We start from the raw sequence: 24917 nt of genomic DNA, 5'->3' as shown, positions 1-24917 counted from the left end.
TCCTTTATATGAGTGTAGCTATTCCCGTTTTTAAACCCGTTAGTAAAATGCAGCTAACACCCGGTAGTAAAGTTACCATTCCCGATGTTAGCTGGGATGAATTTGAGGCGATTTTAAAAGAATTAGGAGAAAAAAGAAATTCCAGAATTGCTTATATTCAAGGTAATTTAGAAATTATGGTGCCTCTTCCTGAACATGAAATTCCCAAAGATTTAATTTCTGATATCGTCAAAATATTACTGAAAGCAAAAGGAATTAAATATCAACCTTTTGGTTCAACAACCTTTAAAAAAATAGGTATAGCAGGGGTAGAACCAGATGCTTGTTTTTATATTCAAAATTATCAACAAATGATAGGTAAACGGCGTTTACAACCAGATGATCCACCACCAGATTTAGCAATAGAAACTGATGTGACATCAAAAACAACTCTGGATGCTTATCAGGCTATTGGAGTTCCTGAATTATGGATTTTTGATAGTGGTAAGTTGTCTATTTATTTATTGCAAGATGGGAAATATATCAAGTCTGAAAAAAGTCCCTATTTTGAGGATATACCTATTACTGAGATTATACCTGATACTGTTGAGCGTAGTTGGCAGGTAGGAAGTTTTCAGGCTTTGGAAGAATTTACAGTGACGTTATATTCTATCTTGGAGTAGAGTGTTAATATTTTTTAAGTTATGGCTGGACATAGTAAATGGGCAAATATCAAGCGTCAAAAAGCGGTAGTAGATGCGAAAAGGGGAAGTATCTTTACCCAACTATCGCGGGCGATAATAGTTGCTGCTAGGAGTGGGATACCAGATCCAGCGGGAAATTTTCAGTTGCGGACAGCGATTGATAAAGCGAAAGCTGCGGGTATTCCTAATGATAACATTGAAAGAGCGATCGCTAAAGGTGCAGGTACTTTTGCAGGTGATAACACCAATTTAGAAGAAATTCGCTATGAAGGATATGGTCCTGGTGGTGTAGCAATTTTAATTGAAGCTTTAACAGATAATCGTAATCGTACCGCTGCTGATATTCGAGTTGCTTTTAGTAAAAATGGCGGAAATTTGGGGGAAACAGGTTGTGTGAGTTGGATGTTTTCCCAAAAAGGTGTGTGTGTTGTTGAAGATGTGGTTGATGAAGAAAATTTGTTAGAAGCATCTTTAGAAGCTGATGCTGAATCTTATGAAATGATTGAAAATAACAAAGCTGAAGTTTTTACTGAAGTAGTAAATTTAGAGAAACTGAGTCAAACATTGAAAGCGAAAAACTTTAATGTTACAGATGTAGAATTACGTTGGATTCCGGGAAATCAAGTTGAAGTCACAGATGCTGATCAAGCTAAATCGCTGCTCAAATTAATTGATATTTTGGAAGGTTTAGATGATGTCCAAAATGTCACCGCTAATTTTGAAATGTCTGAAAATCTCATGGCTTTAAGTATGGCTTAATAGGTTGTAGGTGACTGGTGATAGGTGACAGGTGACAGCAAGAAGGCAAGAGGCAAAAGTTGAAAAATTAATTCTTTCTCCTGACTCCTGACTCCTGACTCCTGACTCCTGAATTCTTCCCTTATGGTAGCCAATTTTCATCTAATAATTGTTCCAGAGTATAAGGACATTCTAAAGGAAATTGAATCATCATACCTGTTTTTTTACTGACATATTTTAAGGCTTTCTGATAAACTTTATCTTGATTTTCTTGTAAATGATTTCTTAGATTTTTAGTCAAATATTCATTGATTTGAGTTCTAAAACTGATAATTTCAGCTTGCCAATGATTGGCATTATATTGATATTCCTCTTCCCAATATTGCAGCAGTAATAAATGTCTAATTATTTGTTCTAACAAACTCTCAACAGTCAATTTATCTCGACGACTCATTGCTTCTAATTCCTCAATTAAATGCTCTAAATCTAGAGCATCTAGTCGCTTTTCTTTTAATAATTCTAGAGTTTGTTCTAACCATTTTTCATTATCAACTTCATAAATAGAATACAAATCACTTATTGGATTCATTGCTTTACTCACTGTAATCTACTTGTTAAATGATTAATTAGCAATTATTCTAATTATTATACCACATCTTCTTGATCAAGTAGTTAATTCAAACTCTTGTTTGGCTTTAGCTAAACTAAACTCGCTGTAAGACATAGACTCATTTTGCGGGTAATTTTTCTACTCAACTTGCTCTATTCAGAGACTTGCGTAAAAATAATAGATAAAACACCTTCATCTATCTTCACATCTATCTTCACAATGTCACTCACTCAGCTTCCTCAAACTCTCACTCCCCCCCACACAACCACAGACAAACCAGGATATGATTATGATTTGGTGATAGTCGGTGGTGGTATAGTTGGTTTAACTTTGGCTGCTGCTTTAAAGAACTCTGGTTTAAGTATACTGCTAATCGAAGCTAGGGTGACATCAGCCGCAGTAGCTAAAGGTCAAGCTTATGCTGTACATATGTTATCAGCCCGCATTTTTCAAGGAATTGGCATTTGGGATAAAATTCTACCTAATATTGCTAAATATAGACAGGTATTTTTATCTGATGCTGACTATCCCGATGTGGTGAAATTTCAAACTGCTGATATAGACACACAAACACCAGAATTAGGTTATGTAGCAGAACATTTTGCCCTGTTAGAACCTTTACAAGAATTGGTAAAAAATTGTGCAAATGTAACTTATTTGTGTCCAGCAGAAGTTGTCACCACACAAAATGAAAAAGATATAGTGAATGTGAATATTAAAGTTGACGGTGAACAGCAACAAATTAAAACTAAATTGTTAGTAGCTGCTGATGGTTCACGTTCCAAAATTCGAGAAGCTGCGGGAATTAAAACTAAAGGTTGGAAATATTGGCAATCTTGTATTGTCGCTTTTGTCAGACCAGAAAAATCTCATAACTATACAGCTTATGAGAAATTTTGGCAAAGTGGACCTTTTGCAATTTTACCTTTACCTGGTAACAGATGTCGCATTGTTTGGACAGCACCCCATGAAGAAGCAAAAGCTTTGTGTGCGTTAAGTGATGAAGAATTTTTAGCTGAACTAACTCAGCGGTATGGTAGTCAGATGGGTAAATTAGAATTATTAGGCGATCGCTTTATTTTTCAGGTACAATTAATGCAGAGCGATCGCTATGTTCTCCCCCGTTTAGCTTTAGTTGGTGATGCTGCACACAACTGTCATCCCGTCGGTGGACAAGGTTTAAATTTAGGTATTCGTGACGCTGCTGCTTTAGCTGAAATTATCCAAACAGCACACCAAAACGGTGCAGATATTGGTAAAATTGAAGTTCTCAAACAATATGAACGGTGGCGAAAAAAAGAGAATTTGGCAATTTTAGGTTTTACCGATTTGTTAGATCGGGTATTTTCTAATAACATCTTACCTGTGGTAGTTATTCGCCGTTTAGGTTTATGGTTGATGCAGCGAGTCCCAATGTTGAAAATCTTTGCACTTAAATTAATGATCGGTTTAAAAGGTAGAACTCCCGAATTAGGGAAAATGTAAAATCATTTGTTATTTGGAAAGAAGGGAACAGGGGAGGAAAATAAATTCTTTCTCCTGACTCCTGTACGGGCGAAGCATTCGGAAAATAGCCTTTTCATAAAATTGATAGTTTGTCGCCCGAATGCTTCGCCCCTACAACTTATGACAAATTAATACATTCTATTTTGGAGAGGTCTATTGTATTAGACTATGCTAGACAACAAGAACGAGTTTTGCTAACACGTAACTGCAATGAATTTCACACACTGCATCAGGCTAACTCATTACATCCTGGTATTTTGGCAATTTACCAAAATGCCGACGGATCGAAAAACATGAGTTATCAAAATATTGTTAAAGCTATTGCTAATATCCAAATAGCAAACTTTACACTTGCCAATCAGTTTGTTATTCTCAATCAATGGAATTACTAAATTTAGATATGAACTTTAAAATCATACCTTACACCCTGGCAGCATCTATTTTTTTGAGTGGTTCTCTAATTAGTCAACCTACATTAGCCAATCAACCACAAACAACAGTAAAATCTATATGGCAAGTCTTTTCTTCCCAAGAAGGAGGATTTAGTATTTTATTTCCTGGTTCACCCACAGTGACAAAACAAAAAATCAAAAATAAAACTGGCGAAATTGAGGTGAATTTATTTACTGTTGAACGCCCCCAGGAAGATGTAAAATACACAGTTGCTTATATTGACTATCCAGAAGAATACATTGAACTATTAAAACGTAATAATCAGGTTGAAGCAGCGATAGATACTGGCAAGAAAACAGCTTTAGAAAATGCCAAAGGAACTTTAATTAGTGAAGAACAAATGAGTTTAGAAGGTCATTTTGGCAAAGAAGTTAACTATACTAAACCAGGGGATAAAATTGTTAAACAAAGAATCTTTTTAGTTGATAGAAGATTATATCAAGTCAGTGCAGAAACCACTACAAAAATGCAAAAATTTCTAACTAAGAGTATCAGTGGTTTTTGTGATTCTTTGAAGTTGTTACCAAAATAAGGTTTACTGAAAAGATGTTTTAACCCCTCCCTAACCCCTCACAAGGGTAGGTATTTTACATTGTCGTGAGGGCAAGACTTGGAGGACAAGGCAGACAAGGTGACAAGGGAGGAAATACGTAACAAAAATATACAATTGGTAACAAAAACTGAGGCTAAACAGACCTTGTACTGAGCGAAGCAGAAGTACATTTTTTGTATAAAATCTTCCTTGTCTACAATACCTCCTTGTCTTCGGTGGTCCTGCCTCAACAGATAATATTAAAAACCTACCCCTGTGAGGGATTAAGGGGGGTAAAAATTTGATATTTAAACTTACTTGGAAGGAATTTTCAGTGTACCTGTATCATATATGCCTTTAGCATCAGATGGAATTTCCAAGGGAATCACTGCTGGAGGATCAGTAAATAAGCGTATTTCATAGCGTCCTGGTTTTAATCCAGAGGTAGCAAACTTACCTGATCGATTAGTAAAGATAGTAACTGGTTGCCAATTGCGATCGCCCACAGCAACAATTTGTCCTGATCCTAAAGAAATAGGTTCACTATTAGCATTTAATAACTGTCCTCGCAAGAAAACAGTAGCGTCTGTTCCCACTTGCACTAATGTACCACTGTTATAACTTGGCAAAACTTTGATGACGCGATCGCCTACATCTATTCCTATAGGTAAATTAACTGTATCAATTATGAGATTAGAAATATTATAAGGACTTAAATTTGGCACTACACCAAATCCTAAATTATCAATGCGGGTGGTATAACCACCGGAAATAGGATTAATACCAATTTCTTGACCTTTAATACTGTTTTTGGGAACTACTAAAGCAAAACTATTATTCAGAGGACGTGACCACCCCAAATAACCATCAGCAAATACCAAAGCAGTACCAAAACTGAATTTAGTTGTATTGGCGATCGCATTATTTCCATCCCTAGCAAAAACCGCATTATGAGATAAATCCCAAACAAAACGATAACCTGTATAAGATAATCGCCCATTCAAATTATAACTTTGACCATTTTGGGTTAAACTTAGGGAAGGTTTTGGCGTGCCGATAGTTCGCAACGGGTTATAATTCCAATTTAGACGATTAGTAGGTTCTCCTCTATTATTGATATTAGATGATGCTTGGATTGATTGACGTATTCGAGGTAAAGTCCAAGAAAAACTAATGTCAGCACGTTGTTCTTCAAAACCAGTCTGATCAATATTTTGACTGAGATTGAGATTCACATTTAACCCGTTGCGGAAACTCCTAGAGAGACCAAGAGAAACCCTATAAGTATTAGGAATATCTCGCCCAAACTGATATCTGGTACTAAAATTTCCTCTCATATTCCAGAATAATGTTTGACTATAATTAGCAGTAATATCATATAAAAAATTATTACGTGGGTTTGCTTCTCCTACTCTCATAAAATTCCGGCCTTTAGATTCTACAGTTAATCGAAAGGAACGTTGAGATGGATTATTTGCCCCAACTTGCAAATATTCATAACGCAACTTAGCAGCATAATCAATTCCTAATTTTTGATCGTGACTGAGAGCAATATCCCAGCTAAAATTACCATAATTAGTAGCCCAAACTCCTTCTAAACCGCCAAGTTGTTGATAGAAATCTGCTTGTAAATAACTGCCTAAAGTCAACTGATTAGTTATACCTAAACGGTGGGATAAAGTCAAAATCGGTTGAGTAAAATCATAAGTGCGATCGCCTGAACTATCAGCAGATGGAACACCCAAACTATAGGCAAATTGTTTTACTCCAGGTGCTAATAAATCCCCCGCTACAGGTTTATAAAAATTCAATCTTTGCACCTGACCCACATCATCTTTAATCACTAACTCTACATCATTAGTACCCCCATTCAAAGGTAAATCGCGGATATCTTGTTGTCCTGCTCGTAACTGTAAAGTCCGTTGTAATCTACCATTAACTAATACATCAACTGATGAATCTTTTTCTAAGAAAAATTCAAATTGGCTAATAGGTCGAGTGACTAAATAAGGTTGTAAACTAAAATTTTTAGCGACAGAAATTCCCAGTTGAGGCTGACTATTTTGATAACCTGTAATGGGAAGAGACAGATCCCCCACTACATAACGCAAAGCTTGTGCTGGTGCATCCCTAACTACTCGCAAATCTCCCCTAGTAAAAGCAGGTTCTCTTCCTTCTGTAAAATTGCCCCGTCCCTCAAACACCCAGTTTTGATAATTCAATGTACCATCTACAGCCAAACGTAAAGGTTGCAGTCCTATATTTGTTTGTCCTGAATCAGACCAAATATAATCTTTATCAGCGCGAAAATTAACATAGCCGCTAAAAGTGCTGGGAAGCACCGCTTTTTCAATATCAGGAGGTAATCTACTAGTATTTAACTGAGCTACATTAGTACGACGTTGAGCAGGTGTAACTTGAATTTGTAATTCTAATTTAGAGCGATCAAAAGTTGCTGGTAAGCCATTTTCTAGCAAAACTTCTAAGCTTAAATTACCTTGAGTATCAACCGCACTTGTCAGTTTTGCTTGGGTATCTGGACGAATAACTTTTTCTGTTTCTGCTAACAAAGGTGCTGCTTGAATGCGAACTGCGGGAATATTTCCCAAGGTCAATAATACCTGTCCTCTTTGTTGTCCATCAATAAAAAATGGTACAACGACTCTCTGGTTTTCGTTACGGGGTTTTTTAAAAATTTCCTCAAATTTCGGGTCTTGGTTTTCCTTTTCGGGAGGTATATTTGGCGATGGAGAAGGTGAATCCTGTCCTAAACTGGCTGTAGAATTAAATAAACTAGAACTGAAGGAAAAAAAGATAAATAGTCTTAATTTAATCGGATTTAATCTTAGCTTCATTCAAGACAGAAATCTCTTTTTAAAGATGATTAACACTTGCCCAAAATTGTTCTAGAAACCTTATTGTTTTGTAGGAGTAATTAATTGTAGGGGTAATTCATGTAGCTTGCTTCCCGAAGGGTATTACCCCTACACCTGATTATTCAACATCTTTAAATGTAAATGTGCCTGTGACTTTGCCTATAGGTAATTGTTGAGGCCAAGGAATAGAAAACCGTCGCTGATTACCTGATAAAATCAGCCCATTATTCACACCTTCTAATTGTTCTGGTTTGAGAGTAAATTGAGTTCCTTTTTCGCTAGTTAAGTTTAAATTTAATTCTGATAATATGGCACGGCGAGTACCCTGATTATCAAAAGTAATTACTAACAGATCATTTCCATCTTTTGATTTTTCATGAGTAATGCCATTCAGGATAACTTTAGATTGTGTATTTTTAGGGCGAATATACACCGATCCTATGTAACGAAACGTAATTTTGATTCCGGCTGTTATTGCCTGTGATTGTGATTGTTGGGTATCTTTTAAATTAATTGGTAACTGTTCAGCTATAATACGATAATTTAGTTCTTTTTCAGGGTTAGGATTACCTAACCATGTCACTCGCACAGATTGTACACTTTGGGGTGTTAGGATCATTTGGGATGGATAAACTAAAAAATCATCATCAGCTTTTTCAGTGGTTTCTTCACCTTCTACGCTGATTTTTCGTTTTACCATTGACAGTTCAACAGCGATTTGTTCTGAGGTATCATTAATAATTTTATAAGACTGGGTTGCACCTGTCCCTGCTGGTTCAAATACTTTAGAAATTGGCTCTAATTTAAAGGCTAGTGCTGGTGAAATGCTACTTAATACTACAAAAAAAATAAAGATAAAAAAATGCCGAATTGAGAGTTTCATGATTTAATTGTTATCAAATACAGTTAGATTAAATGTTTTTACCCCTCCCTAACCCTCCCCTTAGTAAGGTGAGGGAACTGGATTTTTATTGTTTCCCCAATTCAGGACTTACGCAAAAGGGAACGAAAGTAGGGGTAATACCCTTCGGGAAGCAAGCTACATGAATTACCCCTACGCAAGAATAAGGTTTTCAGTCACATCTTACGTAAGTCCTAAAATTAAAGGTTTAACTACTAGTGGCAACTGTTAAGGTTAAGGTATCACTGTATGTTCCAGCACTAATATTACCTGGGTTATTAATCTCAATGTGTAGACCGAAATCGCCGCCTAAAAGATTATGAGAAAATTGTCCTAACGTTTGAAAGGTAGGAGTACTAGGTGCAGTAGGATTGCTGGGAGTAGTTAGTCCAAGTTTGTATGGAATACTGACGTTGTTACTATTTTTCAAATTACCGTTATTAGTCGAGCTTGCAGTTATGATTACACCATTAAACGCGTTAGTTGTAGCTGAAAAGTCAGCAATTTTGGTAGACTGTAACCCTGTTTGAGCTAACTGTATCGCGTTTTGTAAGTTACTAGCATTATTTGTTGCCACTAATGTAACGTTAAGCGTTGGAGGCACGGTGATACTAAGAGGAATAATATTAACACTCTGAGCAAAGGCTGCTGATTCAAAACCAATAGCAGCAAGGGGACTCAGAATTAAGCTAGAAGCAATGAAAAAAGGACGTAAAGACATTGTAACTCCTTATTTATCAAGACTAAAAACTACAGTAATTTGAGTCTAGAGGTGTTGACTTTAAATTGTCTTCCCACTTCTTTTTGTTAAGACTTATGCAACATTGGACTAAAAATCTGGTTTTTATGTTCAAATCCCTAGTAGAGGTGATTTCCTTACCCAAGATTGGACTAAAAACCTGGTTTTGATGTAGGGGTAATACCCTTCGGGAAGCAAGCTACATGAATTACCCTTACCATCTCCTGAAAGTCTTTAGAAAAGGTAGAAATCAATTAAGTGCAATTTTTCAACAACTGCATACATAATATCACCTACCCCCCCCCCGCAAGATAGTATAAATACTGTTTTTTGTTTAAACTTTGAGTATTTTATTTTACAAGTTATTACATTCATCAAGATGCTGAAAATACTTGATCGGAAATCGCCGTAATACCCCATCCCTCTACAACCTGAGTTCGACGTAAGAGAATAACCCGCGATTGTAATTGGTAACAATTCAAACCAAAACAGCCTTTGTCAATATTCATGAATTACCCTTAGGCAAAAATCAGGTTTTTAGTCATATCTTGCCTAACTGCTACAACATTTCCAGCCAATAGTGTTAAAGTGGCAAAAAACTGACTTGATTTTTCTTCATTTTTCTTTTCTAGAGCCTAGACTAAAAGCGGGTATCCATGCTGAAAAAACTACAAAACAAGCAAATTTATTTGATTGCTGGTGCTGGACTATGTGCCTTTTTAGTCGGGGGTATGTTATCAGCCCCAGAAGCTGGAAAAACCTTGAGTAAATGGTTCAACTTGAGTCAGAGTCAGCCTGAAAAATTATCTGAGGCTAATAAATCCCAGTCGGTTGTCTTTCGTTTGGCATCACAATCTTTACCGGAACGGGCGGCAAAACTTGCGGAAATTGCGGAGAATGGCAGTTCACCAGATCGGGAAAGGGCGCGTTATCTGTTAGCAAGTGATTATATAGAAACTGATCAAGGTAAAAAAGCTTTGAGTTTGTTAGAAGGTCTAGAGAAAGACTATCCTGTTTTAGCACCGTATATTTTACTGAAACAAGCCCAAGCACAAGATATTCTAGGTGAAAAAGGCCAAGCTTCCGATCTGCGGCAAAAAGTGTTAAAAGATTATCCTGAAGATGCAGCAGTAGTTAAAGCTATATATTTGATTGGGTTGCCAAAGCTACATGAACAGGCGATCGCTCAATTTCCTTCCCATCCCCTCACCTGGGAAATTATCCGCAAACGCCTACGAGAAAACCCCAATCAACTCAAGTTAAAATTAATCTTAGCTAAATATGCCTCTGATGAGCCAGGAATTACTGGTATTTTAGATCAGTTGGCTAAACAACCCCAACTCACAGCCGCAGATTGGGATCTCATCGCTTCTGTATATTGGGATAATAACGAATTTGCTAAGGCTGCCAGTGCTTATACAAAAGCTCCGAAAACAGCTAAAAATCTTTATCGCAGGGCGCGAGGATTACAAATAGATAAAAAACGAGATCAAGCAATTGCTATTTATAAGCAACAAATCCAAGAATTTCCCGATGATGAAGAAACGGGAACAGCTTTATTAAGATTAGCAGAAATCACCCCTGGCAAAGCTGCCATACCTTATCTTGACCAAATTATTAATAAGTTTCCCAAACAAGCACCCCAAGCACTGGAACAAAAAGCTAAACTGCTAGAGTCGCTTAAAGATAATCAGGCAGCTACAGAAACCTGGAAATTATTGTTAGGTAGATATAGCAACTCTGAAGAAGCAGCAGAATATCGCTGGAAAAATGCCCTCAATAAAGCCAAAAATAGAGATTACGTAAGTGCATGGCAGTGGGCGCAACCAATTGCTACAGAAAATCCCAGAAGTATTTTAGCTCCCAGAGCCAGTTTTTGGGTAGGAAAATGGGCAACTCTACTAGGTAAACAGGAAGATGCACGTAAAGCCTACGAGTATGTATTGAGTCAATTTCCCCAATCTTATTATGCTTGGCGGGCTGCTAGTATTTTAGGTTTAGATGTAGGTGATTTTAGTAACTTGCGTTTAATGAACCCAGAAATTATCCCCCCCCAACGTCCTGTACCTCCAGCGGGTTCTGATACCTTTAAAGAATTGTATTTGTTAGGACAGGATCGAGATGCTTGGTATGAGTGGGAAACAGCATTTAAAAATAACAGTCAGCCTACCGTAGCGGAACAATTTACAGAAGGGTTGATGCGGTTAGCAAAGGGTGAAAATTTGATCGGTATTGCTAAGATATCTAAATTAGAAGATCGACAAACACCAGAGGAACAAGCGGAATTTGCCGCTTTAAGTAAAGAAATCACTTATTGGCAAGCCCGTTATCCGTTTCCTTATTTCCAAGAAATACAAAAATGGTCTTTATCACGTCAACTTAACCCACTGCTAGTTACAGCATTGATGAGACAAGAGTCAATGTTTCAACCAAAAATTAAATCAGTGGTTGGTGCGACGGGTTTAATGCAGGTAATGCCGAGTACCGCAGCATGGATAGCCCCACAAATTGGTATGGATATTAAAAACCTCAATTTGGAAAACCCCAATGATAATATTATGTTGGGTACATGGTATTTGGATCATACCCATCAGCAATATGGTAATAATTCCATGTTAGCGATCGCCAGTTACAACGCAGGACCGGGTAACGTAGCCAAATGGTTACGAACCATGCCTAAACAAGATCCAGATGAGTTTGTAGAAGAAATACCCTTTGGTGAAACTAGAAATTACGTCCGCTTGGTATTTGGTAACTATTGGAATTATCTGCGTTTGTATAATCCGTCAATTTCCGCTTTAGTAGCTAAATACTCAGAACAACAACCTAAATTACCGCAGCAGTAATGGTGATGGGTGATAAGACCAAAACGTAAGTACAGGAGAAGTAGGGGCGAAGCATTCGGAAAATAGCCTGGTCATAAAATTGATAATTTGTTGCCCGAATGCTTCGCCCTTACAGGAAAATAGCCTGGTCATAAAATTGATAATTTGTTGCCCGAATGCTTCGCCCTTACAGGAAAATAGCCTGGTCATAAAATTGATAATTTGTTGCCCGAATGCTTCGCCCTTACAGGAAAATAGCCTGGTCATAAAATTGATAATTTGTTGCCCGAATGCTTCGCCCTTACAGGAAAATAGCCTGGGATAAAAATTGATAATGGTCGTCCGAATGCTCCTCTCCATCTCCCAAAACTAAGAAAACCTCTGTTGCTAGTCGCGCTGGAAGATAAAATAGTTAAGGAATGTTGCCTAGAAACTGACTCATGACATCATCACCAGACATAGATACTATTAATTCTCCCAATGTTGACAAAGAAGGATACAGTAACTCAGCAGTTGATCCCTTAGATGAGTTACCAGATGAAGTAGAAATGTCGTTTTTCGATCATCTGGAAGAATTGCGATCGCGCATTTTTTATTCTTTAATAGCTGTAGCTGTATGTGTGGTTGGTTGCTTTGTCGTTGTTAAACCACTTGTACGAATACTGGAAGTTCCTGCAAACGGTATCAAATTTCTGCAACTAGCACCAGGAGAATATTTCTTTGTCTCCTTAAAAGTTGCGGGTTACAGTGGTTTAGTGCTGGCCACTCCTTTTATACTTTACCAAATTGTGCAATTTGTATTACCCGGTTTGACTCGTCGTGAACGTCGTTTATTAGCACCGATAGTTTTTGGTTCGAGTATTTTATTTTTGGGTGGGTTAGTATTTGCCTATTTTCTACTTATTCCCGCAGCTTTAAACTTTTTTGTTAGCTACGGTGCTGATGTGGTAGAACAACTATGGTCAATTGAAAAATATTTTGAATTTGTATTATTGTTGTTATTCAGCACTGGTTTAGCATTTCAAGTTCCCGTGATTCAATTATTGTTAAGTAATTTAGGTATTGTTTCTTCAAATCAAATGTTAGCCGGTTGGCGGTTTGTGATTATGGTTGCAGTGGTTTTAGGTGCGGTGTTAACACCTTCTACTGATCCTTTAACTCAAAGTTTATTAGCAGGGGCGGTTTTAGGGTTGTATTTTGGTGGTATTGGGTTGGTGAAATTAACAGGTAAGTAATAGGAAATGGGGAATGGGTAATAATTTATTGATCGCAGATCAAACTCATCCCTCAACTAGGTTTATCAGATTCAAATGGATTCCACAATCTTAGTTGAGTTACCCAACGAAAATCATCTGTATTTCTTGTTATTAAAATTAACCCATACACTAAAGCAGTGCTGGCAATAATAGCATCACCTAAAGTCATTTTTTTCTGTTGTCGCAAAATGACTGCTTGGTTTAAAACATCTTGAGAGATGGGTAAAACTTCAGCAATTTGAAAAAACTCCTCAAAATACTGAATTTGCTCTTTGGTAAGCTGATGATAGCCTAAAACTTCCAAATAACTAAGTGCTGATACCGCAGGTGCATATTCAGCAATTAATTCTCTCAATTTATTGTGTTCTGCTTGAGCAGAGTAGATGATAATATTACTATCTAGCAGCACGTTTTATCTTCCTGGAAGTGAACGATCTTGACGGGTTTCTTGCTGCCATAGAATTGGGTCAATATCAGTCATAGTTTGACTCATAGCTAGTTTTTCTAATATTTCAGCCATTCTCTGTCCCCGTGCTTTTTTATCTATAACTTGTTCATTTTCTAGCAATGTAACATGAACTGGGGTTAGTTTTTCTCCCAATGCAGGTACATCATCAATCCACTCTAAACGACTTCCTTTTAACCAAGCTCTGAATGTTTTTAGCATAATTTCATCTTTACTCTATATGTATTATTACTTCTGTAAGTCATTACTAGCAATATTCTACATCAATGTTAAAATAAAAAATATCACTTGAACATATAAAAAACTATGTCTGGCAATACTTCAATTATCAGCGTTTCTCCTGAAGTTATGAGTGGTACTCCAGTTTTTACCGGAACAAGAGTTCCTATCCAAACACTTTTAGATTATTTAAAAGCAGGAGATTCAATAGATGATTTTTTAGATGGTTTTCCTACGGTTAGTAGAGAGCAAGTAATTACATTTTTGGAGGAAGTAGAAAAAGCAATAATTAGTAAGGTAGCATAAGATGAAATTGATTTTAGATGAATGTATTGATCGCAGATTAACCCAAGAATTTATAGGTTATGAAATCAAAACTGTTCCCCAGATGGGATGGGCAGGAACTAAAAATGGTAAATTACTGGCTTTAATAGAAAAAGAATTTGATGTTTTTATTACGGTTGATAGAAATTTATCTTTTCAGCAAAATTTATCTCAGTTCAATATTGCTGTAGTTGTTTTGCAAGCAAAGTCTAATAGATTAATGGATCTTAAACCTTTAGTTCCAAAGATTTTAGATATTTTATCTACAGTGATAAAAGGTCAATCTGTGGTTATTAGTCTTGAATGATAAGGTGTAGAGAAGTTTACTCAAGGTATCGCACTCTCTACTCTACATCCATAAAATGCGTTAGCGAAGCTTACCGAAGGTATCGCACTTCACCCTATATCTATAAAATGCGATCACTCTTTGCTCTACATCAGATAATGCGATTAATGCGATCGCTCTTAACTATGCTTGTTAAACACTCTCATTCCAATACTCTAAACCAGTAACAATTACATCTTCCAACCACTTCTTAAAACGTTCTGTCAGGTTACTCTCATCATCAGCATAAGAAAACTGAAATAGAGAATCTGTTAAGGCTTGAATATCACTAATATTTTTTTCACCCTCTTCTGTATTATCTCTGTGATATGCACAAGCAGAACAAGCAAGTAAGCCCAGATATTCATGTCCAACAACATGAAAAGAAAGTAAAATTGTTGTTGTTGATTCTACATTTATGACCAATTGTATCCAACTGTGATAGGGACGAAGATTAGCAAAGTATCCTAATTGTTTAGCTGTTTCTACCACTTGGAAGCGATGATAATATGATTTAGGATCACGTGCAGGTGCAGTGCGTGTAAAAATCTGAGCATCACTCACTAGATTTTGAAGTGATAACTTAATTTCAGTAGCGATATCTTGTAAGCGAACAGATGCAATTTCAAACAGATTTGCAGCAAATCCCTCAACTTTTTGACAGCGATCCGAAATAGTAACAGATTGGCTTTGCTTAATTTTCTCAGTGATAGATGAAATCACAGCTTGAACGCGGCGTGTTTCTGACAAAACTTGTTCAGATAAACGAAGACTACGAAGAAATGCCTGTTTTTGACTATTAGAAAATAAGTTAATCAAAGGTAATAAATTTCTTTGATCTGCTTGTTCTGAAGCTTCAATATAAACTGCTCTATCGTCACGAGTGAGAACTAAAGGAAACAATCCAGCTTGTATGAAAACTAAACTAGCAAGACATCGAGCTACTCTACCATTACCATCTTGAAATGGATGAATTTGTGTAAACCGATGATGTAACCATGCTGCTTCAACTTCTGGAGGAATGTTTTGTTTTCTATGTTCATGATGCCATTGAATCAAATTATCCATTTCTGATGCAACTTGTTCAGGAGGACAATATTCATGTATTATTCCATTAGGTCTTTCAGGGTTATTAGGTTGTCGTTTCCAATCACCCCGGATGAGAGAAACACGAATAATTTGCCCTGAAGATGTTTTAGCTTCTGTACTATCTTGATTTTGAGTTAGCAGTTGATGTAATTCTTTGATATAAAAATTAGATAAGGTTCTCTGTCCACCGACAAAATCAAATAGTCCTTCAATAGCTGCTTCTTGATCTTGGATAAGAGATACAATTTGCTTAATTGGGGGATTTGTAGGATTATGAGGAATAAGAGCTTCATTAATTCCTTTTTCAATTAGTATCCGAGTAATTCCTTGATCAAGGGTATATAATCTTTCAATAATTCCAGTTTCAATGGCAATTTCTCGACACAACCTTTCCCTAAAGATTTTAAATTCTCCAGAGGAACGTAGACGTTCTGCTTGTTCATTCCAAAATGTTACTAAAGATGATAACTCAGCACTTGCTAAGTTTTGCCAATTTGCTGGTAGGTTTTCTATTGGTTGCCACTGCATGAATCATCTCCAAAAACTGGATTAATAGTTTAATATGATATTGCTCTTAACTCTACATCATAAATGCGTTAGCGTTCGCGTAGCGTCTCGTAGAGATAGCGCACTGAAGGTATTGCTCTCACTCTACATCGGAAATGCAATATTACCCAATAATTAAAACTGTGAATTTAACCATCCTAAAAAATCTCCCGTCTTGACAAAATATCTTTCTATACTTGCTTCCTGCAATATTTCTTTAATCTCTGGTTTACCAAAGTCTGTATGATTTCCACTCAAAAAAACTTTTTTCTCATTTGTAGATGTTTGAGAATGATCAAGAATACAGTGTAAAATTAAATTGTCTGTAGGATCATTAATAAGTATATTTTCCATACTTTTACTGAGAATATCTGGTTTTAATTGTATTAAGTCTACAGTTTTAGTAGCCCATTCTAAAACATCAAAAAGACGAGTATTAATCTCATTTATTCTCTCATTATTCTTAATAATTGCTTGTCGTAGATATAATTTGATGTCTCCAGAGTATGTTGAGTTTCTATCTCCTTTTAGTTTACTAACTTCATCATCTAAGTTCTTTTTAAAACGATTGCTTCTGTTTCTTTCACTTTCTAGTACAGAAAGAGATTCCATACAACAAATTGCAGGAGTTACTATTTTAATTTTTGTTGTTACTTCAGGATATTGGGAATTTACTAAATTCTCAGTTTCTTGATCTTGTTTTTTTGCAAAGTCAATAAAAAAATTAGTTTCTATGTAAAGCGTAATCATTAAATTTACTCGCCTTTATTGTGCAGCATCAGCAATTTTATCTACAAAACCTATCTGGGTTAATTCTTGTGATTTTGGGGGATTATCTGTTTTCCAATTCTCAGCTAAATCTCTTAACCATCCTTCTACTAATGTTTCTAAATAATATTCAAAAATCCTCTTTTTATGACTAAATTCTGGATCATATTCAGACAAAACTTCATGAGTTGGGAAGGTGTAGACATCTTCTAACTTTTCCCCATCCCATTGAAAAAATTTAATTTCTTCACGGGTAGCTGTCATTGCATAAGGAATTATCACTCTATTATGTTCTTGTTCAAATTTGAGGATATTTTCGATTTTGGCAGTAACATCTTCTACAATATCTCTAGCTCTAACTTTTGATACTAAAATTTTATTTCCGTTTTTGTCCCAAGCTGTAATATCTGATAGTTCTATGGTTGTGTCGTTCAGTTTTGTAGCGTCCATTTTTTTATCCTTGTGACATTAAAGGTTGTAGGTTATACTTGAGGCGCTGCTCATCAGCAAAATCATCAAAAGAACGAAAACGACCTGCTTCAAAGTCTTCTAATCCTTGCTGAATACCCTGAATAGCTGCTTCTGAGTCTTGTAATTCCCAGTCTAGGATATTCTCCAACAATTCAGCCGCGACAAAACTAATATCTTGTCCTTGCTGTGCTGCTTTCTCTCGCAGTCTAGCTTCTAATTCTGGACTAAGGGAAACAACTATCGCCATAACCGTATATTTTGGGCAAGGTTTCTAGATATTATTGTATATCAAATTATTAATTAGAAATGTACTTTGGTTGAAAATTAGTTTAATATTGATATTTAGAAGTATACAGAATTATTATGGATGCTTTAATTGAAGAACTAAATACAAAGTTAAATTACTGGCAACCAGCCGTAGCAGATCAAGTTCGCCGTTGTATTCTAGAAATTATCGAAATGGCAGATCAAGATGTTTTAGACATTCTCAGAACTCGTACAGTAGAACAAGAAGTGTTGGATTTGTTAGATGAACCCTAAGCTTGGTGAAGTTTGGCTTGCAGACTTGGGTATAGCTGCAAAAACACGCCCAATTGTGATTGTATCTCGTGATGATCCTGACCCACCACGAGCGTTGGTAATTTATGTACCACTAACTACCCAAAATCGGGGAAGTCTTTATGAGGTTGCACTACCTAGACTGCAATTTCTGGAGCGAGATTCTACAGCTAATGTTCAGGGTATTGGATCTATTCCCACAATAAGACTAGAGAGAAAATTGGGCAAGTTACCAGAGGAAGTTATGCTAGAAATTCAGCAAGCGATTAAATTCGCACTTGATCTACAGGATGAAGCTGAATAATCGCTCCTAACTCTACATCAGAAATGCGATCGCTGTTTAATCTACTATCAGAAATGCGATCGCACTCTCTACTCTACATCCAGAAAATGCGATCGCTTTCTAAACAACAAAAGGTACTAAATTCAGTATTATTTTATTTCAAACCCATAATTACATTATAATTCAATCTCCTTTGCCTCAATAGCTTTTTCTAGAACATCTCTTAAAACTACTACCTTACTTGGTAGAGAATCTTTAATCTTTGCATCATCTTCCCAACAAATCAGAACATCAATATCTTCCTTATTATGATTTGATGTGAAAGCAGAAGCTTTCATTTTCAATTCAGCAATTAAGTATTCATTAGTATTTCGATCAATTAATATAGCATCTGGTTTAGCAGATGCACTATATCTAAGCTGTTTAAGTAAGTCTTGATTTGTTCCACAACAATAACGATAATCGGTGTACTCTGATAAAGCTCCGAATACCATATAAACTTCTGATTGTTCAATAGTCATAAATTATTCAATTTCTTTACATTACACTAATTAGGGCTTGCTGAATAAAGACAAAAGCTAGATATATTGAAGGTTTGAGGCTAATAAACAAGAAAAAGATGCAAGGATTTTGAAGGGTATACCTGAAAAAGTGTGCATTTTGGGTCTGATAAATCAGGAAATTATAGGATGACAGATAGCTGAAACTGTTCCCTGTTAAGAGTTCCCTGTTCCCTTGCCTTCACAGATCGCTTTTTCAGCAAACCCTAATTATAATAGCTTACGAAAGTAGTTTTATATTAACCTTACGCTGTTATGATTGTTGACAAAATTTTCAAAACAGCAAACTCCGTATATTTCCTGTTCTCAGGCGCTTTAAACCCTAAAATAATATGGGCTTTTGGTATTCCCGCAGCAACCAAATCATCAGCAACTCCTTCCTCAGTTCCATCGTGTTGAATCCAATTATCAACTTAACAATTCCTGTGGACGTACAACAACAATACTGGTAGTTAACAAAAAATCACTAGGATTAAAAGTTAAAATATGGGTAACTTGATAAGCAAGCATAACAGCCACGATACGCACATCATGAGTGCGTTTACCCATTACCTTATTAGTCGTTACTAAATTTAACCAATTGGGAAAAATATCTTCCGACTCTTTCAGTAATGGAAAACGCCTCAGAACTTGGTCTATAGTCTTGCGCGTTGTTTCCACACTCCACCCTAAACCATTAACTTCAACTGGTCGTGTAGCTACAGCCCAAAACTCGACGAGTATTTGCGCCGTCAAAAAACATTTATCTCCCTGCGTGAGTAAACGAGATATGGCATCTGTTGCAAGGTGATGCTGAACATCAGAAGGATTACAGAAGCGCATCACAACATTAGTATCAATAATATATCTCGTCATTCTTCGTAAATACTATCTCGACAAAAAGCTGCATCACTCAAACTCACACCAGTTTCAGGAAGTTGAGAAACCCAATCTCGAAACTCACTCGCCCTTGCTTCTGGTGTTAATTTTTGCCATAATGGAGTAGTGTCAGAAAACTTTTGAGATTGAAACTGAATAAAAGCTATAAAATCAGCTATTTTTTCCAGTTGTTCTTCATCGAGATGATCTAATTCTTGCTTGAGCTTTTCTCGCAACATAACATAATTTAAGATTGTACAAAATAGAATGTAGCAACAATCATTTTATCACTATATTCACAAACTTTGTTTTAAAAGTTTATAATCTGACGATATTGAATAGTTAAGGAATCCATATAAAAACCAGAGATTTTATTTATCTTAAAACCTACTTTCGTTTACTCCAATAAAATGGCTTGCGCTTATGATGTGCTACAGCTAAAATGCGAATTTCTTCCTCTTCTAGAACACGATATAAAAGAGAATAGGGAAATTTTGGTATCACTAAACGCCGAATAGAACCGCGAACCTTTGCACCTATTTCTGGATAATACATCAAACAATTTACAACCTGCTCTACCGCTTCTAAATATTCTAAACCAAGACCCGTTTTTTGCTGCTCATAATAATTGATAGCATCAGTTAATTCTTGTTCTGCCCAGGGATGAAATATAACAGTTATCATTCTAAATAAATACGCAATTTACTAAACACTTCTTGAGAGGAAATACCAGCAATTTTACCATTACTCATATCCTCATCCCTTAATTCTGCCTCTTGTATCCATTCATTAGCAATTTGCTGATCAATTTTTTCTACTTGTCCTAAATGTTCAATCAAACGAGCTACTAATAATGCTAGAGTATCCTTTGGTAAAGCTAAAACTTGAGCCTCTAATTGTTCAATAGTCATAAATTAATGCTCCGATATCGTTATAACACCAGCAAAACCAAGTAAACGCTGACGTGCTTCCTCAGTATCAGATTGAGGACTAACTGACAAACTATACTGACGATTGAGGGAAGCTGCAACTAATTCTGCTACTGAAACTCCCACCGCTGTAGCTTGTTGTTGGAAAGCCATATAAACATCATCGTTTAGTTCCAGAGTTAATACTTGACTCACGATTTTTAAGCTACCTTAAATAACTTTCCCATAATTATAGCTTTTTTCTACTTGAGAACCCAGAAAAATAAAGCATAATTAACCTTTAACCATACAGAGAAAAAACACAATGAACAAACAACCCATCCGCGTCGGAGTCCTTGGTTTTGGGGGACTCGGCCAAGCAGCAGCAAAACTCCTCTCCAGCAAACGGGAAATGATCTTAGTTGCAGCCGCAGATCAAAAAGGCTACGCATACTCTACAGAAGGCTTAAACACCAATGCTTGCATTTCCACCTACCAAAAACAGGGAACAGTCGGTTATTTAGAACCCTTCGGTACATTAAGCAACAACAGCATTCAAGACCTAATTCAAGCCACCGGTGACGCTGTAGATGGTTATTTCCTGGCTTTACCCAACCTACCTAACGACTTTATCCCCAACGTCACTAAACAATTTATCCAAGCGGGTTGGCAAGGTGTGTTAGTTGATGCCATCAAACGCACCAGCGCCGTAGAACAACTTTTAGCGATGAAAGATGAACTGCAAGCAGCAGGTATTACCTACATGACCGGTTGTGGTGCAACTCCTGGACTATTAACCGCCGCTGCCGCTTTAGCAGCCCAAAGTTACGCCGAAATTCACAGCGTAGTTATTACCTTTGGTGTAGGTATTGCTAACTGGGAAGCTTATCGTGCTACAGTTCGGGAAGATATCGGACATATACCCGGTTATACTGTAGAAACCGCTAGAGCAATGACCGATGCAGAAGTAGAAGCATTACTTGATAAAACTAACGGTTTGTTGACATTAGAAAACATGGAACACGCCGATGATGTAATGTTAGAAATTGCTGGAATTTGTTCACGGGATAGAGTAACCGTTGGTGGTGTAGTTGATACTCGCAACCCCAAAAAGCCTTTAAGTACCAATGTGAAAATTACTGGACGCACCTTTGAAGGGAAAATATCAACTCATACATTTACATTAGGTGATGAAACCAGCATGGCCGCCAACGTTTGTGGTCCTGCCTTTGGTTATTTAAAAGCTGGTCAAGAATTACATCAAAGAGGCATTAACGGCTTATTTACCGCAGCGGAAATTATGCCTAAATTTGTAAAATAGGGGACTGGGGACTGGGGACTGGTGACTGGTGACTGGTGACTGGGTATAATATTAACTCTTGCCTTTTGCCTTTTGCCTTGTTACTATTCCCTATTCCCTATTCCCTATTCCCTATTCCCTAATATAAGATTCTTGATATTCTTCTTTCTCTTCTTCCAAAATTGTCGGTGTTTGCATCACAAAAGGTAAATATAATTTCTTGAGCCATTACCCGTCCATATTCACCAGGTTTAGGATTTTTCTTAGGTACTAAAGTTTGGCTCAAAACTGCCACTAAGGAGTTAGATAATTGTACCCGCACCTGTGTTTGTCTTTCTGATGGAAAAACGTCAATAATCCGGTCAACAGTTTGAGCAGCAGAACTGGTGTGTAGTTTACCAAATACCAAGTGACCTGTTTCTGCGGCCGAAATCGCCAAAGAAATAGTTTCCAAGTCCCGCATTTCACCCACCAGAATAATATCTGGATCTTCCCGTAAAGCTGCTTTTAAAGCATTAGCAAAACTCTTGGTATCTTCACCTAATTGACGTTGGTGGACTAAGCTTTTTATTGGTTCATAAACAAATTCAACCGGGTCTTGAACTGTTAAAATATGTTCGGCTCTAGTGCGGTTGATCAAGTCAATCATAGCCGCCAGGGTAGTAGTTTTACCTGAACATGTAGGACTAGTCACCAGAATCAAACCAAAAGGCTTGCTGACCATATCCTGGACTATATGCAAAGTCTCTGGATCAGTAATTAACTTATCTAAACCCAACTGGGTAGATGAGTTATCCAAAATCCGCAGACAGATTTTTTCACCATAGCGACTAGGTAAGGTATTAACCCGAAAGTCTACTTTTCTACCATCAAAAACCCTGCGGATACGTCCGTCTTGAGGTAAACGCCTTTCTGCAATATCTAAATTAGGGTTTGCTGAATAAACCTAAAACCTTGATATATCAAAGGTTAGAGGCTGATAAACACAGAAATTAGTGCAAGGGTTTTGAAGGGTATACCGGAAAAAGTGTGCATTTTTGGGGATTTCAAGAGATGGCAAAGAAATTTTCAAATCTTCTCCTGACTCCTGACTCCTGACTCCTGACTCCTATGCCCTCACGGAAAGACTTTCTCAGCAACCCCTAAATTAGAGATAATTTTAAATCGAGCCGTCACCGCCGGCACAATGTGCTTGGGCATGGGTCGGATAGCTTCAGATTCACGTAGTACCCCATCTTTCCGGTAGTGCTAGTTGTTGCCCAGTAATTGACTCTAATACATCTGTCAGCATTTTGCCAGATTTGCGGCTTTCAGCCAGAGCCTGTCTCATCTGTTCACTGTTGACATAGCCGGATTGTACTAGCTTGTTGCCGAAAGGCGAAAACTCTGTTCTGGTGGTAAGAGCGGTGCTGCGCCGTTGTGGTGATGCTCACTGACCACCACGCTCAGATACTTTACCTCAGTGGTTTTGGTTCACTCAACTTTCTTATAAAATGGTGAAATCAACTGTATTGTTAGATTTCATGAATAATGTTTGAATTGTACAGTTTAAATGCTGCACGTAGGTTGAATCAAAAATCTACAATTGCTTCCAGCAAAGCCTTCAAAAGCATCTGGGATGAGTAGATAATGATGGATGAAAATAAACAAGTAAACAATACAAGCCAGCAATTGGGCGAACCAATAGAGGTAAACCAAGCAATGAACAGCGACTCACCAGCCGAAATTAACTCTCATGAATCTGGCAGCGATGTGACTGAGCAAACCCCAGAGCAAACCAATGTATCGGGAGAACCTGCTTTCACAGAAGAAAATGGTGTCGCTGCGGCAGAAACAACAGAAGTCGATACGGCGGCTTTAACACAATTGACTCAACAAATTGAGTTTTTGAAAATGCAAGTTGAAGAACGTAGCACTCAATATATGCGAATCGCCGCAGATTTTGAGAATTATCGCAAACGCGTCTCTAAAGAAAAAGAAGATATGGAAACACAGGTGAAGAGAAACACAATTATGGAATTGTTACCTGTAGTTGATAACTTTGAACGGGCGCGGGCGCACCTCAAACCACAAAATGATGGCGAGATGACAATTCACAAAAGTTATCAAGGAGTGTATAAACAATTAGTGGATTGTCTGAAACGATTAGGTGTGTCACCAATGCGTCCTGAAGGTCAAGAATTTGATCCTAACCTGCATGAAGCCGTGATGCGAGAACCGACCAATGAACATCCCGAAGGAACAGTTTTAGAAGAATTAGTACGGGGATATTTTTTGGGCGATCGCGTGTTGCGCCATGCAATGGTGAAAGTTGCTGCGCCCCAGGAAGATACACCTACAGAACAGGAAGATGAGTCTAGTCAAGAAAACAGTTAAGCTGTATTCACTCGTCCTACTGACTGAAAAATTCTCAATTCTGCGGTAAAAATTACTGTTCTCAAACAGGATAGGGCTGTTGACTCTTTACTGAAGTTAATCAGCCCTTCCGCAAGCGGGTTTAATCAAAGACTAGGCGTTATCATTAGTAGCAGATATATGCTATGGCTTTATGTAGGGCTTGCTGAATAAATGTAAATGACCCTAATGTTTCCCTATCTGTTTTTAAGTCAATATTAGAGGAATTTCAACAAACTCTGTTTGCGATCGGTGCAGATGTTTACAAACGAGTTAGTAGCCCGGTCAATAGCCCATCGTCAGAGGGAGGAAACGAGGAGGAAGAAGACCTGAGTGATATTTCCTTAACTTTGGTAGAAGAAAGTTCCACAACAGCAACGTCAATACCACAATTCAATTTTGATTTTGATGAGGATAATACGGCTATATCTGATTATGAAGCGATAGATTAGGTAATGGGCAATTGGTAATTGGTAATTGGTAATTGGTAATGGGTTATTAACCTCTCTCCCTGACTGCTGACTGCTAACTCCTGCTAAGTGTGAAGTAGATGATCTCATACTAAATATGAAACTAAAAGTATATGGTGGATTTCCACACCATAAGGTACGGTTAGTCCCTCTATTTGATGGGCTTATTTTTGTCGTTCTAAGTAGCACAATTGTAAAAGAGATCGGCTCAGGCAATGTCAGGATGATCGAGCTAAATTGACTCATCATGCCATTGCTT

The 24917-nt window shown here is 37.2% G+C and carries 31 protein-coding genes and 3 pseudogenes; 14 read left to right on the top strand and 20 right to left on the bottom strand.

The window, feature by feature from the left end; genetic code table 11:
- Nucleotides 1–8 precede the first annotated feature (8 nt).
- A complete protein-coding gene (locus tag H6F45_RS01455) occupies nucleotides 9–662 on the top strand; it encodes a Uma2 family endonuclease (protein WP_190346281.1) in 654 nt (217 codons plus the stop codon).
- Nucleotides 663–683: 21 nt separating this feature from the next.
- Nucleotides 684–1442, top strand: a complete 759-nt coding sequence (locus H6F45_RS01450; protein ID WP_137667324.1) for a YebC/PmpR family DNA-binding transcriptional regulator — start codon at nucleotides 684–686, stop codon at nucleotides 1440–1442.
- Here the strand turns inward: H6F45_RS01450 and H6F45_RS01445 are convergent.
- Nucleotides 1439–1576 carry a hypothetical protein gene (locus tag H6F45_RS01445; protein WP_190346280.1) on the bottom strand — a complete coding sequence of 46 codons (138 nt, stop codon included), beginning with the start codon at nucleotides 1574–1576 and terminating at the stop codon, nucleotides 1439–1441. The genes H6F45_RS01450 and H6F45_RS01445 overlap by 4 nt on opposite strands.
- Complete coding sequence (locus H6F45_RS01440; RefSeq protein WP_190346279.1) at nucleotides 1564–2010, bottom strand: DUF29 domain-containing protein; 447 nt, start codon at nucleotides 2008–2010, stop codon at nucleotides 1564–1566. Before H6F45_RS01440 ends, H6F45_RS01445 begins: the two co-directional genes overlap by 13 nt.
- Before the next feature lie 240 nt (nucleotides 2011–2250).
- Here H6F45_RS01440 and H6F45_RS01435 point away from each other — a divergent pair, with 240 nt between their 5' ends.
- The 3 genes from H6F45_RS01435 to H6F45_RS01425 all read left to right on the top strand — a co-directional run bounded on the left by H6F45_RS01435 (nucleotide 2251) and on the right by H6F45_RS01425 (nucleotide 4522).
- Entirely contained in the window at nucleotides 2251–3516 is a 1266-nt protein-coding gene (locus tag H6F45_RS01435; RefSeq protein ID WP_190346278.1) for an FAD-dependent hydroxylase, read from the top strand.
- A gap of 164 nt (nucleotides 3517–3680) precedes the next feature.
- Nucleotides 3681–3929, top strand: coding sequence for a DUF5615 family PIN-like protein (locus H6F45_RS01430; protein ID WP_236104044.1), 249 nt, complete (start codon nucleotides 3681–3683; stop codon nucleotides 3927–3929).
- Nucleotides 3930–3937: 8 nt separating this feature from the next.
- Nucleotides 3938–4522 (top strand): hypothetical protein, encoded by a 585-nt coding sequence (locus H6F45_RS01425; RefSeq protein WP_190346277.1) that lies wholly within the window; start codon nucleotides 3938–3940, stop codon nucleotides 4520–4522.
- A 314-nt stretch (nucleotides 4523–4836) separates the two neighbouring features.
- Here the strand turns inward: H6F45_RS01425 and H6F45_RS01420 are convergent, their stop codons facing one another.
- From H6F45_RS01420 to H6F45_RS01410, 3 genes are all read right to left on the bottom strand, one after another.
- A complete protein-coding gene (locus H6F45_RS01420; protein WP_190346276.1) occupies nucleotides 4837–7377 on the bottom strand; it encodes a fimbria/pilus outer membrane usher protein in 2541 nt (846 codons plus the stop codon).
- A gap of 139 nt (nucleotides 7378–7516) precedes the next feature.
- Nucleotides 7517–8281 (bottom strand): fimbria/pilus periplasmic chaperone, encoded by a 765-nt coding sequence (locus H6F45_RS01415; protein ID WP_190346275.1) that lies wholly within the window; start codon nucleotides 8279–8281, stop codon nucleotides 7517–7519.
- Nucleotides 8282–8507: 226 nt separating this feature from the next.
- Nucleotides 8508–9020, bottom strand: coding sequence for a hypothetical protein (locus H6F45_RS01410; protein ID WP_190346274.1), 513 nt, complete (start codon nucleotides 9018–9020; stop codon nucleotides 8508–8510).
- Nucleotides 9021–9694: 674 nt separating this feature from the next.
- On the opposite strand from H6F45_RS01410, the gene H6F45_RS01405 reads away from it, so the two are divergent.
- Complete coding sequence (locus H6F45_RS01405; protein ID WP_190346273.1) at nucleotides 9695–11884, top strand: transglycosylase SLT domain-containing protein; 2190 nt, start codon at nucleotides 9695–9697, stop codon at nucleotides 11882–11884.
- A gap of 419 nt (nucleotides 11885–12303) precedes the next feature.
- Nucleotides 12304–13098 carry a twin-arginine translocase subunit TatC gene (gene tatC, locus H6F45_RS01400; RefSeq protein WP_190346272.1) on the top strand — a complete coding sequence of 265 codons (795 nt, stop codon included), beginning with the start codon at nucleotides 12304–12306 and terminating at the stop codon, nucleotides 13096–13098.
- Nucleotides 13099–13150: 52 nt separating this feature from the next.
- Here the strand turns inward: tatC and H6F45_RS01395 are convergent, their stop codons facing one another.
- Both H6F45_RS01395 and H6F45_RS01390 read right to left on the bottom strand, forming a co-directional pair.
- Entirely contained in the window at nucleotides 13151–13528 is a 378-nt protein-coding gene (locus H6F45_RS01395) for a type II toxin-antitoxin system VapC family toxin (RefSeq protein ID WP_190346271.1), read from the bottom strand.
- A 3-nt stretch (nucleotides 13529–13531) separates the two neighbouring features.
- Nucleotides 13532–13786, bottom strand: a complete 255-nt coding sequence (locus tag H6F45_RS01390) for a hypothetical protein (protein ID WP_137667314.1) — start codon at nucleotides 13784–13786, stop codon at nucleotides 13532–13534.
- Between the two features lie 105 nt (nucleotides 13787–13891).
- Between H6F45_RS01390 and H6F45_RS01385 the strand changes: the two genes are divergently transcribed.
- Together H6F45_RS01385 and H6F45_RS01380 are read left to right on the top strand one after the other, a co-directional pair.
- Nucleotides 13892–14110: a DUF433 domain-containing protein gene (locus tag H6F45_RS01385; RefSeq protein ID WP_137667313.1), complete on the top strand. Its 219-nt coding sequence runs from the start codon at nucleotides 13892–13894 to the stop codon at nucleotides 14108–14110.
- A 1-nt stretch (nucleotide 14111) separates the two neighbouring features.
- Nucleotides 14112–14435: a DUF5615 family PIN-like protein gene (locus tag H6F45_RS01380; protein ID WP_137667312.1), complete on the top strand. Its 324-nt coding sequence runs from the start codon at nucleotides 14112–14114 to the stop codon at nucleotides 14433–14435.
- 171 nt (nucleotides 14436–14606) lie between these two features.
- Here H6F45_RS01380 and H6F45_RS01375 read toward each other — a convergent pair whose 3' ends face one another.
- The 4 genes from H6F45_RS01375 to H6F45_RS01360 form a co-directional block, all read right to left on the bottom strand.
- Entirely contained in the window at nucleotides 14607–16070 is a 1464-nt protein-coding gene (locus H6F45_RS01375) for a Fic family protein (protein WP_137667311.1), read from the bottom strand.
- A gap of 153 nt (nucleotides 16071–16223) precedes the next feature.
- A complete protein-coding gene (locus H6F45_RS01370) occupies nucleotides 16224–16838 on the bottom strand; it encodes a PIN domain-containing protein (RefSeq protein ID WP_137667310.1) in 615 nt (204 codons plus the stop codon).
- Between the two features lie 15 nt (nucleotides 16839–16853).
- Nucleotides 16854–17306, bottom strand: a complete 453-nt coding sequence (locus H6F45_RS01365; protein ID WP_190346270.1) for a hypothetical protein — start codon at nucleotides 17304–17306, stop codon at nucleotides 16854–16856.
- A gap of 4 nt (nucleotides 17307–17310) precedes the next feature.
- The gene (locus tag H6F45_RS01360) at nucleotides 17311–17574 is read right to left on the bottom strand and encodes a hypothetical protein (RefSeq protein ID WP_137667309.1); all 264 of its coding nucleotides are present in this window, start codon (nucleotides 17572–17574) and stop codon (nucleotides 17311–17313) included.
- Between the two features lie 116 nt (nucleotides 17575–17690).
- On the opposite strand from H6F45_RS01360, the gene H6F45_RS01355 reads away from it, so the two are divergent.
- From H6F45_RS01355 to H6F45_RS01345, 3 genes are read left to right on the top strand one after another with little or no spacing between them, the layout of a single operon-like run.
- Complete coding sequence (locus H6F45_RS01355; protein WP_190346269.1) at nucleotides 17691–17867, top strand: hypothetical protein; 177 nt, start codon at nucleotides 17691–17693, stop codon at nucleotides 17865–17867.
- On the top strand, nucleotides 17857–18189 hold the full coding sequence (locus H6F45_RS01350) for a type II toxin-antitoxin system PemK/MazF family toxin (RefSeq protein WP_096566509.1): 333 nt from the start codon (nucleotides 17857–17859) through the stop codon (nucleotides 18187–18189). The genes H6F45_RS01355 and H6F45_RS01350 overlap by 11 nt, the downstream gene beginning before the upstream one ends.
- A 23-nt stretch (nucleotides 18190–18212) precedes the next feature.
- On the top strand, nucleotides 18213–18350 hold the full coding sequence (locus H6F45_RS01345; protein WP_190346268.1) for a hypothetical protein: 138 nt from the start codon (nucleotides 18213–18215) through the stop codon (nucleotides 18348–18350).
- Here H6F45_RS01345 and H6F45_RS01340 read toward each other — a convergent pair.
- From H6F45_RS01340 to H6F45_RS01310, 7 genes and pseudogenes are all read right to left on the bottom strand, one after another.
- Complete coding sequence (locus tag H6F45_RS01340) at nucleotides 18345–18689, bottom strand: hypothetical protein (protein WP_190346267.1); 345 nt, start codon at nucleotides 18687–18689, stop codon at nucleotides 18345–18347. The genes H6F45_RS01345 and H6F45_RS01340 overlap by 6 nt on opposite strands.
- Nucleotides 18690–18973: 284 nt before the next feature.
- Nucleotides 18974–19132 (bottom strand): annotated as a pseudogene (locus H6F45_RS01335) (element excision factor XisI family protein); the annotation flags it as partial.
- A 4-nt stretch (nucleotides 19133–19136) separates the two neighbouring features.
- On the bottom strand, nucleotides 19137–19583 hold the full coding sequence (locus H6F45_RS01330; protein WP_190346266.1) for a type II toxin-antitoxin system VapC family toxin: 447 nt from the start codon (nucleotides 19581–19583) through the stop codon (nucleotides 19137–19139).
- Nucleotides 19580–19825, bottom strand: coding sequence for a hypothetical protein (locus H6F45_RS01325; RefSeq protein WP_096566507.1), 246 nt, complete (start codon nucleotides 19823–19825; stop codon nucleotides 19580–19582). Before H6F45_RS01325 ends, H6F45_RS01330 begins: the two co-directional genes overlap by 4 nt.
- A gap of 148 nt (nucleotides 19826–19973) precedes the next feature.
- Nucleotides 19974–20270, bottom strand: coding sequence for a type II toxin-antitoxin system RelE/ParE family toxin (locus H6F45_RS01320; protein WP_190346265.1), 297 nt, complete (start codon nucleotides 20268–20270; stop codon nucleotides 19974–19976).
- Nucleotides 20267–20497, bottom strand: a complete 231-nt coding sequence (locus H6F45_RS01315) for an addiction module protein (RefSeq protein ID WP_096566505.1) — start codon at nucleotides 20495–20497, stop codon at nucleotides 20267–20269. Before H6F45_RS01315 ends, H6F45_RS01320 begins: the two co-directional genes overlap by 4 nt.
- A gap of 3 nt (nucleotides 20498–20500) precedes the next feature.
- The gene (locus H6F45_RS01310; RefSeq protein WP_096566503.1) at nucleotides 20501–20710 is read right to left on the bottom strand and encodes a hypothetical protein; all 210 of its coding nucleotides are present in this window, start codon (nucleotides 20708–20710) and stop codon (nucleotides 20501–20503) included.
- A 109-nt stretch (nucleotides 20711–20819) separates the two neighbouring features.
- Here H6F45_RS01310 and H6F45_RS01305 point away from each other — a divergent pair, with 109 nt between their 5' ends.
- Entirely contained in the window at nucleotides 20820–21815 is a 996-nt protein-coding gene (locus tag H6F45_RS01305) for a saccharopine dehydrogenase-like oxidoreductase (RefSeq protein WP_190346264.1), read from the top strand.
- Between the two features lie 193 nt (nucleotides 21816–22008).
- Here H6F45_RS01305 and H6F45_RS01300 read toward each other — a convergent pair.
- Both H6F45_RS01300 and H6F45_RS01295 read right to left on the bottom strand, forming a co-directional pair.
- Nucleotides 22009–22713: pseudogene (locus H6F45_RS01300) on the bottom strand (ATPase, T2SS/T4P/T4SS family); the annotation flags it as partial.
- A gap of 318 nt (nucleotides 22714–23031) precedes the next feature.
- A pseudogene (locus H6F45_RS01295) lies at nucleotides 23032–23223 on the bottom strand (hypothetical protein); the annotation flags it as partial.
- Nucleotides 23224–23423: 200 nt separating this feature from the next.
- Between H6F45_RS01295 and grpE the strand changes: the two are divergent.
- Nucleotides 23424–24170, top strand: a complete 747-nt coding sequence (gene grpE, locus H6F45_RS01290; protein ID WP_137667883.1) for a nucleotide exchange factor GrpE — start codon at nucleotides 23424–23426, stop codon at nucleotides 24168–24170.
- The last annotated feature ends 747 nt before the right edge of the window (nucleotides 24171–24917 follow it).

The organism is Sphaerospermopsis sp. FACHB-1194 (assembly GCF_014696235.1).
Taxonomy (GTDB): Bacteria; Cyanobacteriota; Cyanobacteriia; order Cyanobacteriales; family Nostocaceae; genus Sphaerospermopsis; species Sphaerospermopsis kisseleviana.
The sequence above is the reverse complement of the archived record's forward strand: the minus strand, read 5'-3'. Positions and strand labels throughout refer to the sequence as shown.

Excerpts from the sequence above, each read along its gene's own strand:
- H6F45_RS01440 (WP_190346279.1), bottom strand. The coding sequence starts at position 2,010 with ATGAATCCAATAAGTGATTTGTATTCTATTTATGAAGTTGATAATGAA.
- H6F45_RS01325 (WP_096566507.1), bottom strand. The coding sequence starts at position 19,825 with ATGTTGCGAGAAAAGCTCAAGCAAGAATTAGATCATCTCGATGAAGAA.
- H6F45_RS01425 (WP_190346277.1), top strand. The coding sequence starts at position 3,938 with ATGAACTTTAAAATCATACCTTACACCCTGGCAGCATCTATTTTTTTG.
- grpE (WP_137667883.1), top strand. The coding sequence starts at position 23,424 with ATGATGGATGAAAATAAACAAGTAAACAATACAAGCCAGCAATTGGGC.
- H6F45_RS01315 (WP_096566505.1), bottom strand. The coding sequence starts at position 20,497 with ATGACTATTGAACAATTAGAGGCTCAAGTTTTAGCTTTACCAAAGGAT.
- H6F45_RS01380 (WP_137667312.1), top strand. The coding sequence starts at position 14,112 with ATGAAATTGATTTTAGATGAATGTATTGATCGCAGATTAACCCAAGAA.
- H6F45_RS01345 (WP_190346268.1), top strand. The coding sequence starts at position 18,213 with ATGCGATCGCTGTTTAATCTACTATCAGAAATGCGATCGCACTCTCTA.
- H6F45_RS01390 (WP_137667314.1), bottom strand. The coding sequence starts at position 13,786 with ATGCTAAAAACATTCAGAGCTTGGTTAAAAGGAAGTCGTTTAGAGTGG.
- H6F45_RS01350 (WP_096566509.1), top strand. The coding sequence starts at position 17,857 with ATGAACCCTAAGCTTGGTGAAGTTTGGCTTGCAGACTTGGGTATAGCT.
- H6F45_RS01305 (WP_190346264.1), top strand. The coding sequence starts at position 20,820 with ATGAACAAACAACCCATCCGCGTCGGAGTCCTTGGTTTTGGGGGACTC.
- tatC (WP_190346272.1), top strand. The coding sequence starts at position 12,304 with ATGACATCATCACCAGACATAGATACTATTAATTCTCCCAATGTTGAC.
- H6F45_RS01375 (WP_137667311.1), bottom strand. The coding sequence starts at position 16,070 with ATGCAGTGGCAACCAATAGAAAACCTACCAGCAAATTGGCAAAACTTA.
- H6F45_RS01410 (WP_190346274.1), bottom strand. The coding sequence starts at position 9,020 with ATGTCTTTACGTCCTTTTTTCATTGCTTCTAGCTTAATTCTGAGTCCC.
- H6F45_RS01450 (WP_137667324.1), top strand. The coding sequence starts at position 684 with ATGGCTGGACATAGTAAATGGGCAAATATCAAGCGTCAAAAAGCGGTA.
- H6F45_RS01355 (WP_190346269.1), top strand. The coding sequence starts at position 17,691 with ATGGATGCTTTAATTGAAGAACTAAATACAAAGTTAAATTACTGGCAA.
- H6F45_RS01360 (WP_137667309.1), bottom strand. The coding sequence starts at position 17,574 with ATGGCGATAGTTGTTTCCCTTAGTCCAGAATTAGAAGCTAGACTGCGA.
- H6F45_RS01385 (WP_137667313.1), top strand. The coding sequence starts at position 13,892 with ATGTCTGGCAATACTTCAATTATCAGCGTTTCTCCTGAAGTTATGAGT.
- H6F45_RS01340 (WP_190346267.1), bottom strand. The coding sequence starts at position 18,689 with ATGACTATTGAACAATCAGAAGTTTATATGGTATTCGGAGCTTTATCA.
- H6F45_RS01330 (WP_190346266.1), bottom strand. The coding sequence starts at position 19,583 with ATGACGAGATATATTATTGATACTAATGTTGTGATGCGCTTCTGTAAT.
- H6F45_RS01415 (WP_190346275.1), bottom strand. The coding sequence starts at position 8,281 with ATGAAACTCTCAATTCGGCATTTTTTTATCTTTATTTTTTTTGTAGTA.
- H6F45_RS01320 (WP_190346265.1), bottom strand. The coding sequence starts at position 20,270 with ATGATAACTGTTATATTTCATCCCTGGGCAGAACAAGAATTAACTGAT.
- H6F45_RS01370 (WP_137667310.1), bottom strand. The coding sequence starts at position 16,838 with ATGATTACGCTTTACATAGAAACTAATTTTTTTATTGACTTTGCAAAA.
- H6F45_RS01420 (WP_190346276.1), bottom strand. The coding sequence starts at position 7,377 with ATGAAGCTAAGATTAAATCCGATTAAATTAAGACTATTTATCTTTTTT.
- H6F45_RS01455 (WP_190346281.1), top strand. The coding sequence starts at position 9 with ATGAGTGTAGCTATTCCCGTTTTTAAACCCGTTAGTAAAATGCAGCTA.
- H6F45_RS01365 (WP_190346270.1), bottom strand. The coding sequence starts at position 17,306 with ATGGACGCTACAAAACTGAACGACACAACCATAGAACTATCAGATATT.
- H6F45_RS01405 (WP_190346273.1), top strand. The coding sequence starts at position 9,695 with ATGCTGAAAAAACTACAAAACAAGCAAATTTATTTGATTGCTGGTGCT.
- H6F45_RS01435 (WP_190346278.1), top strand. The coding sequence starts at position 2,251 with ATGTCACTCACTCAGCTTCCTCAAACTCTCACTCCCCCCCACACAACC.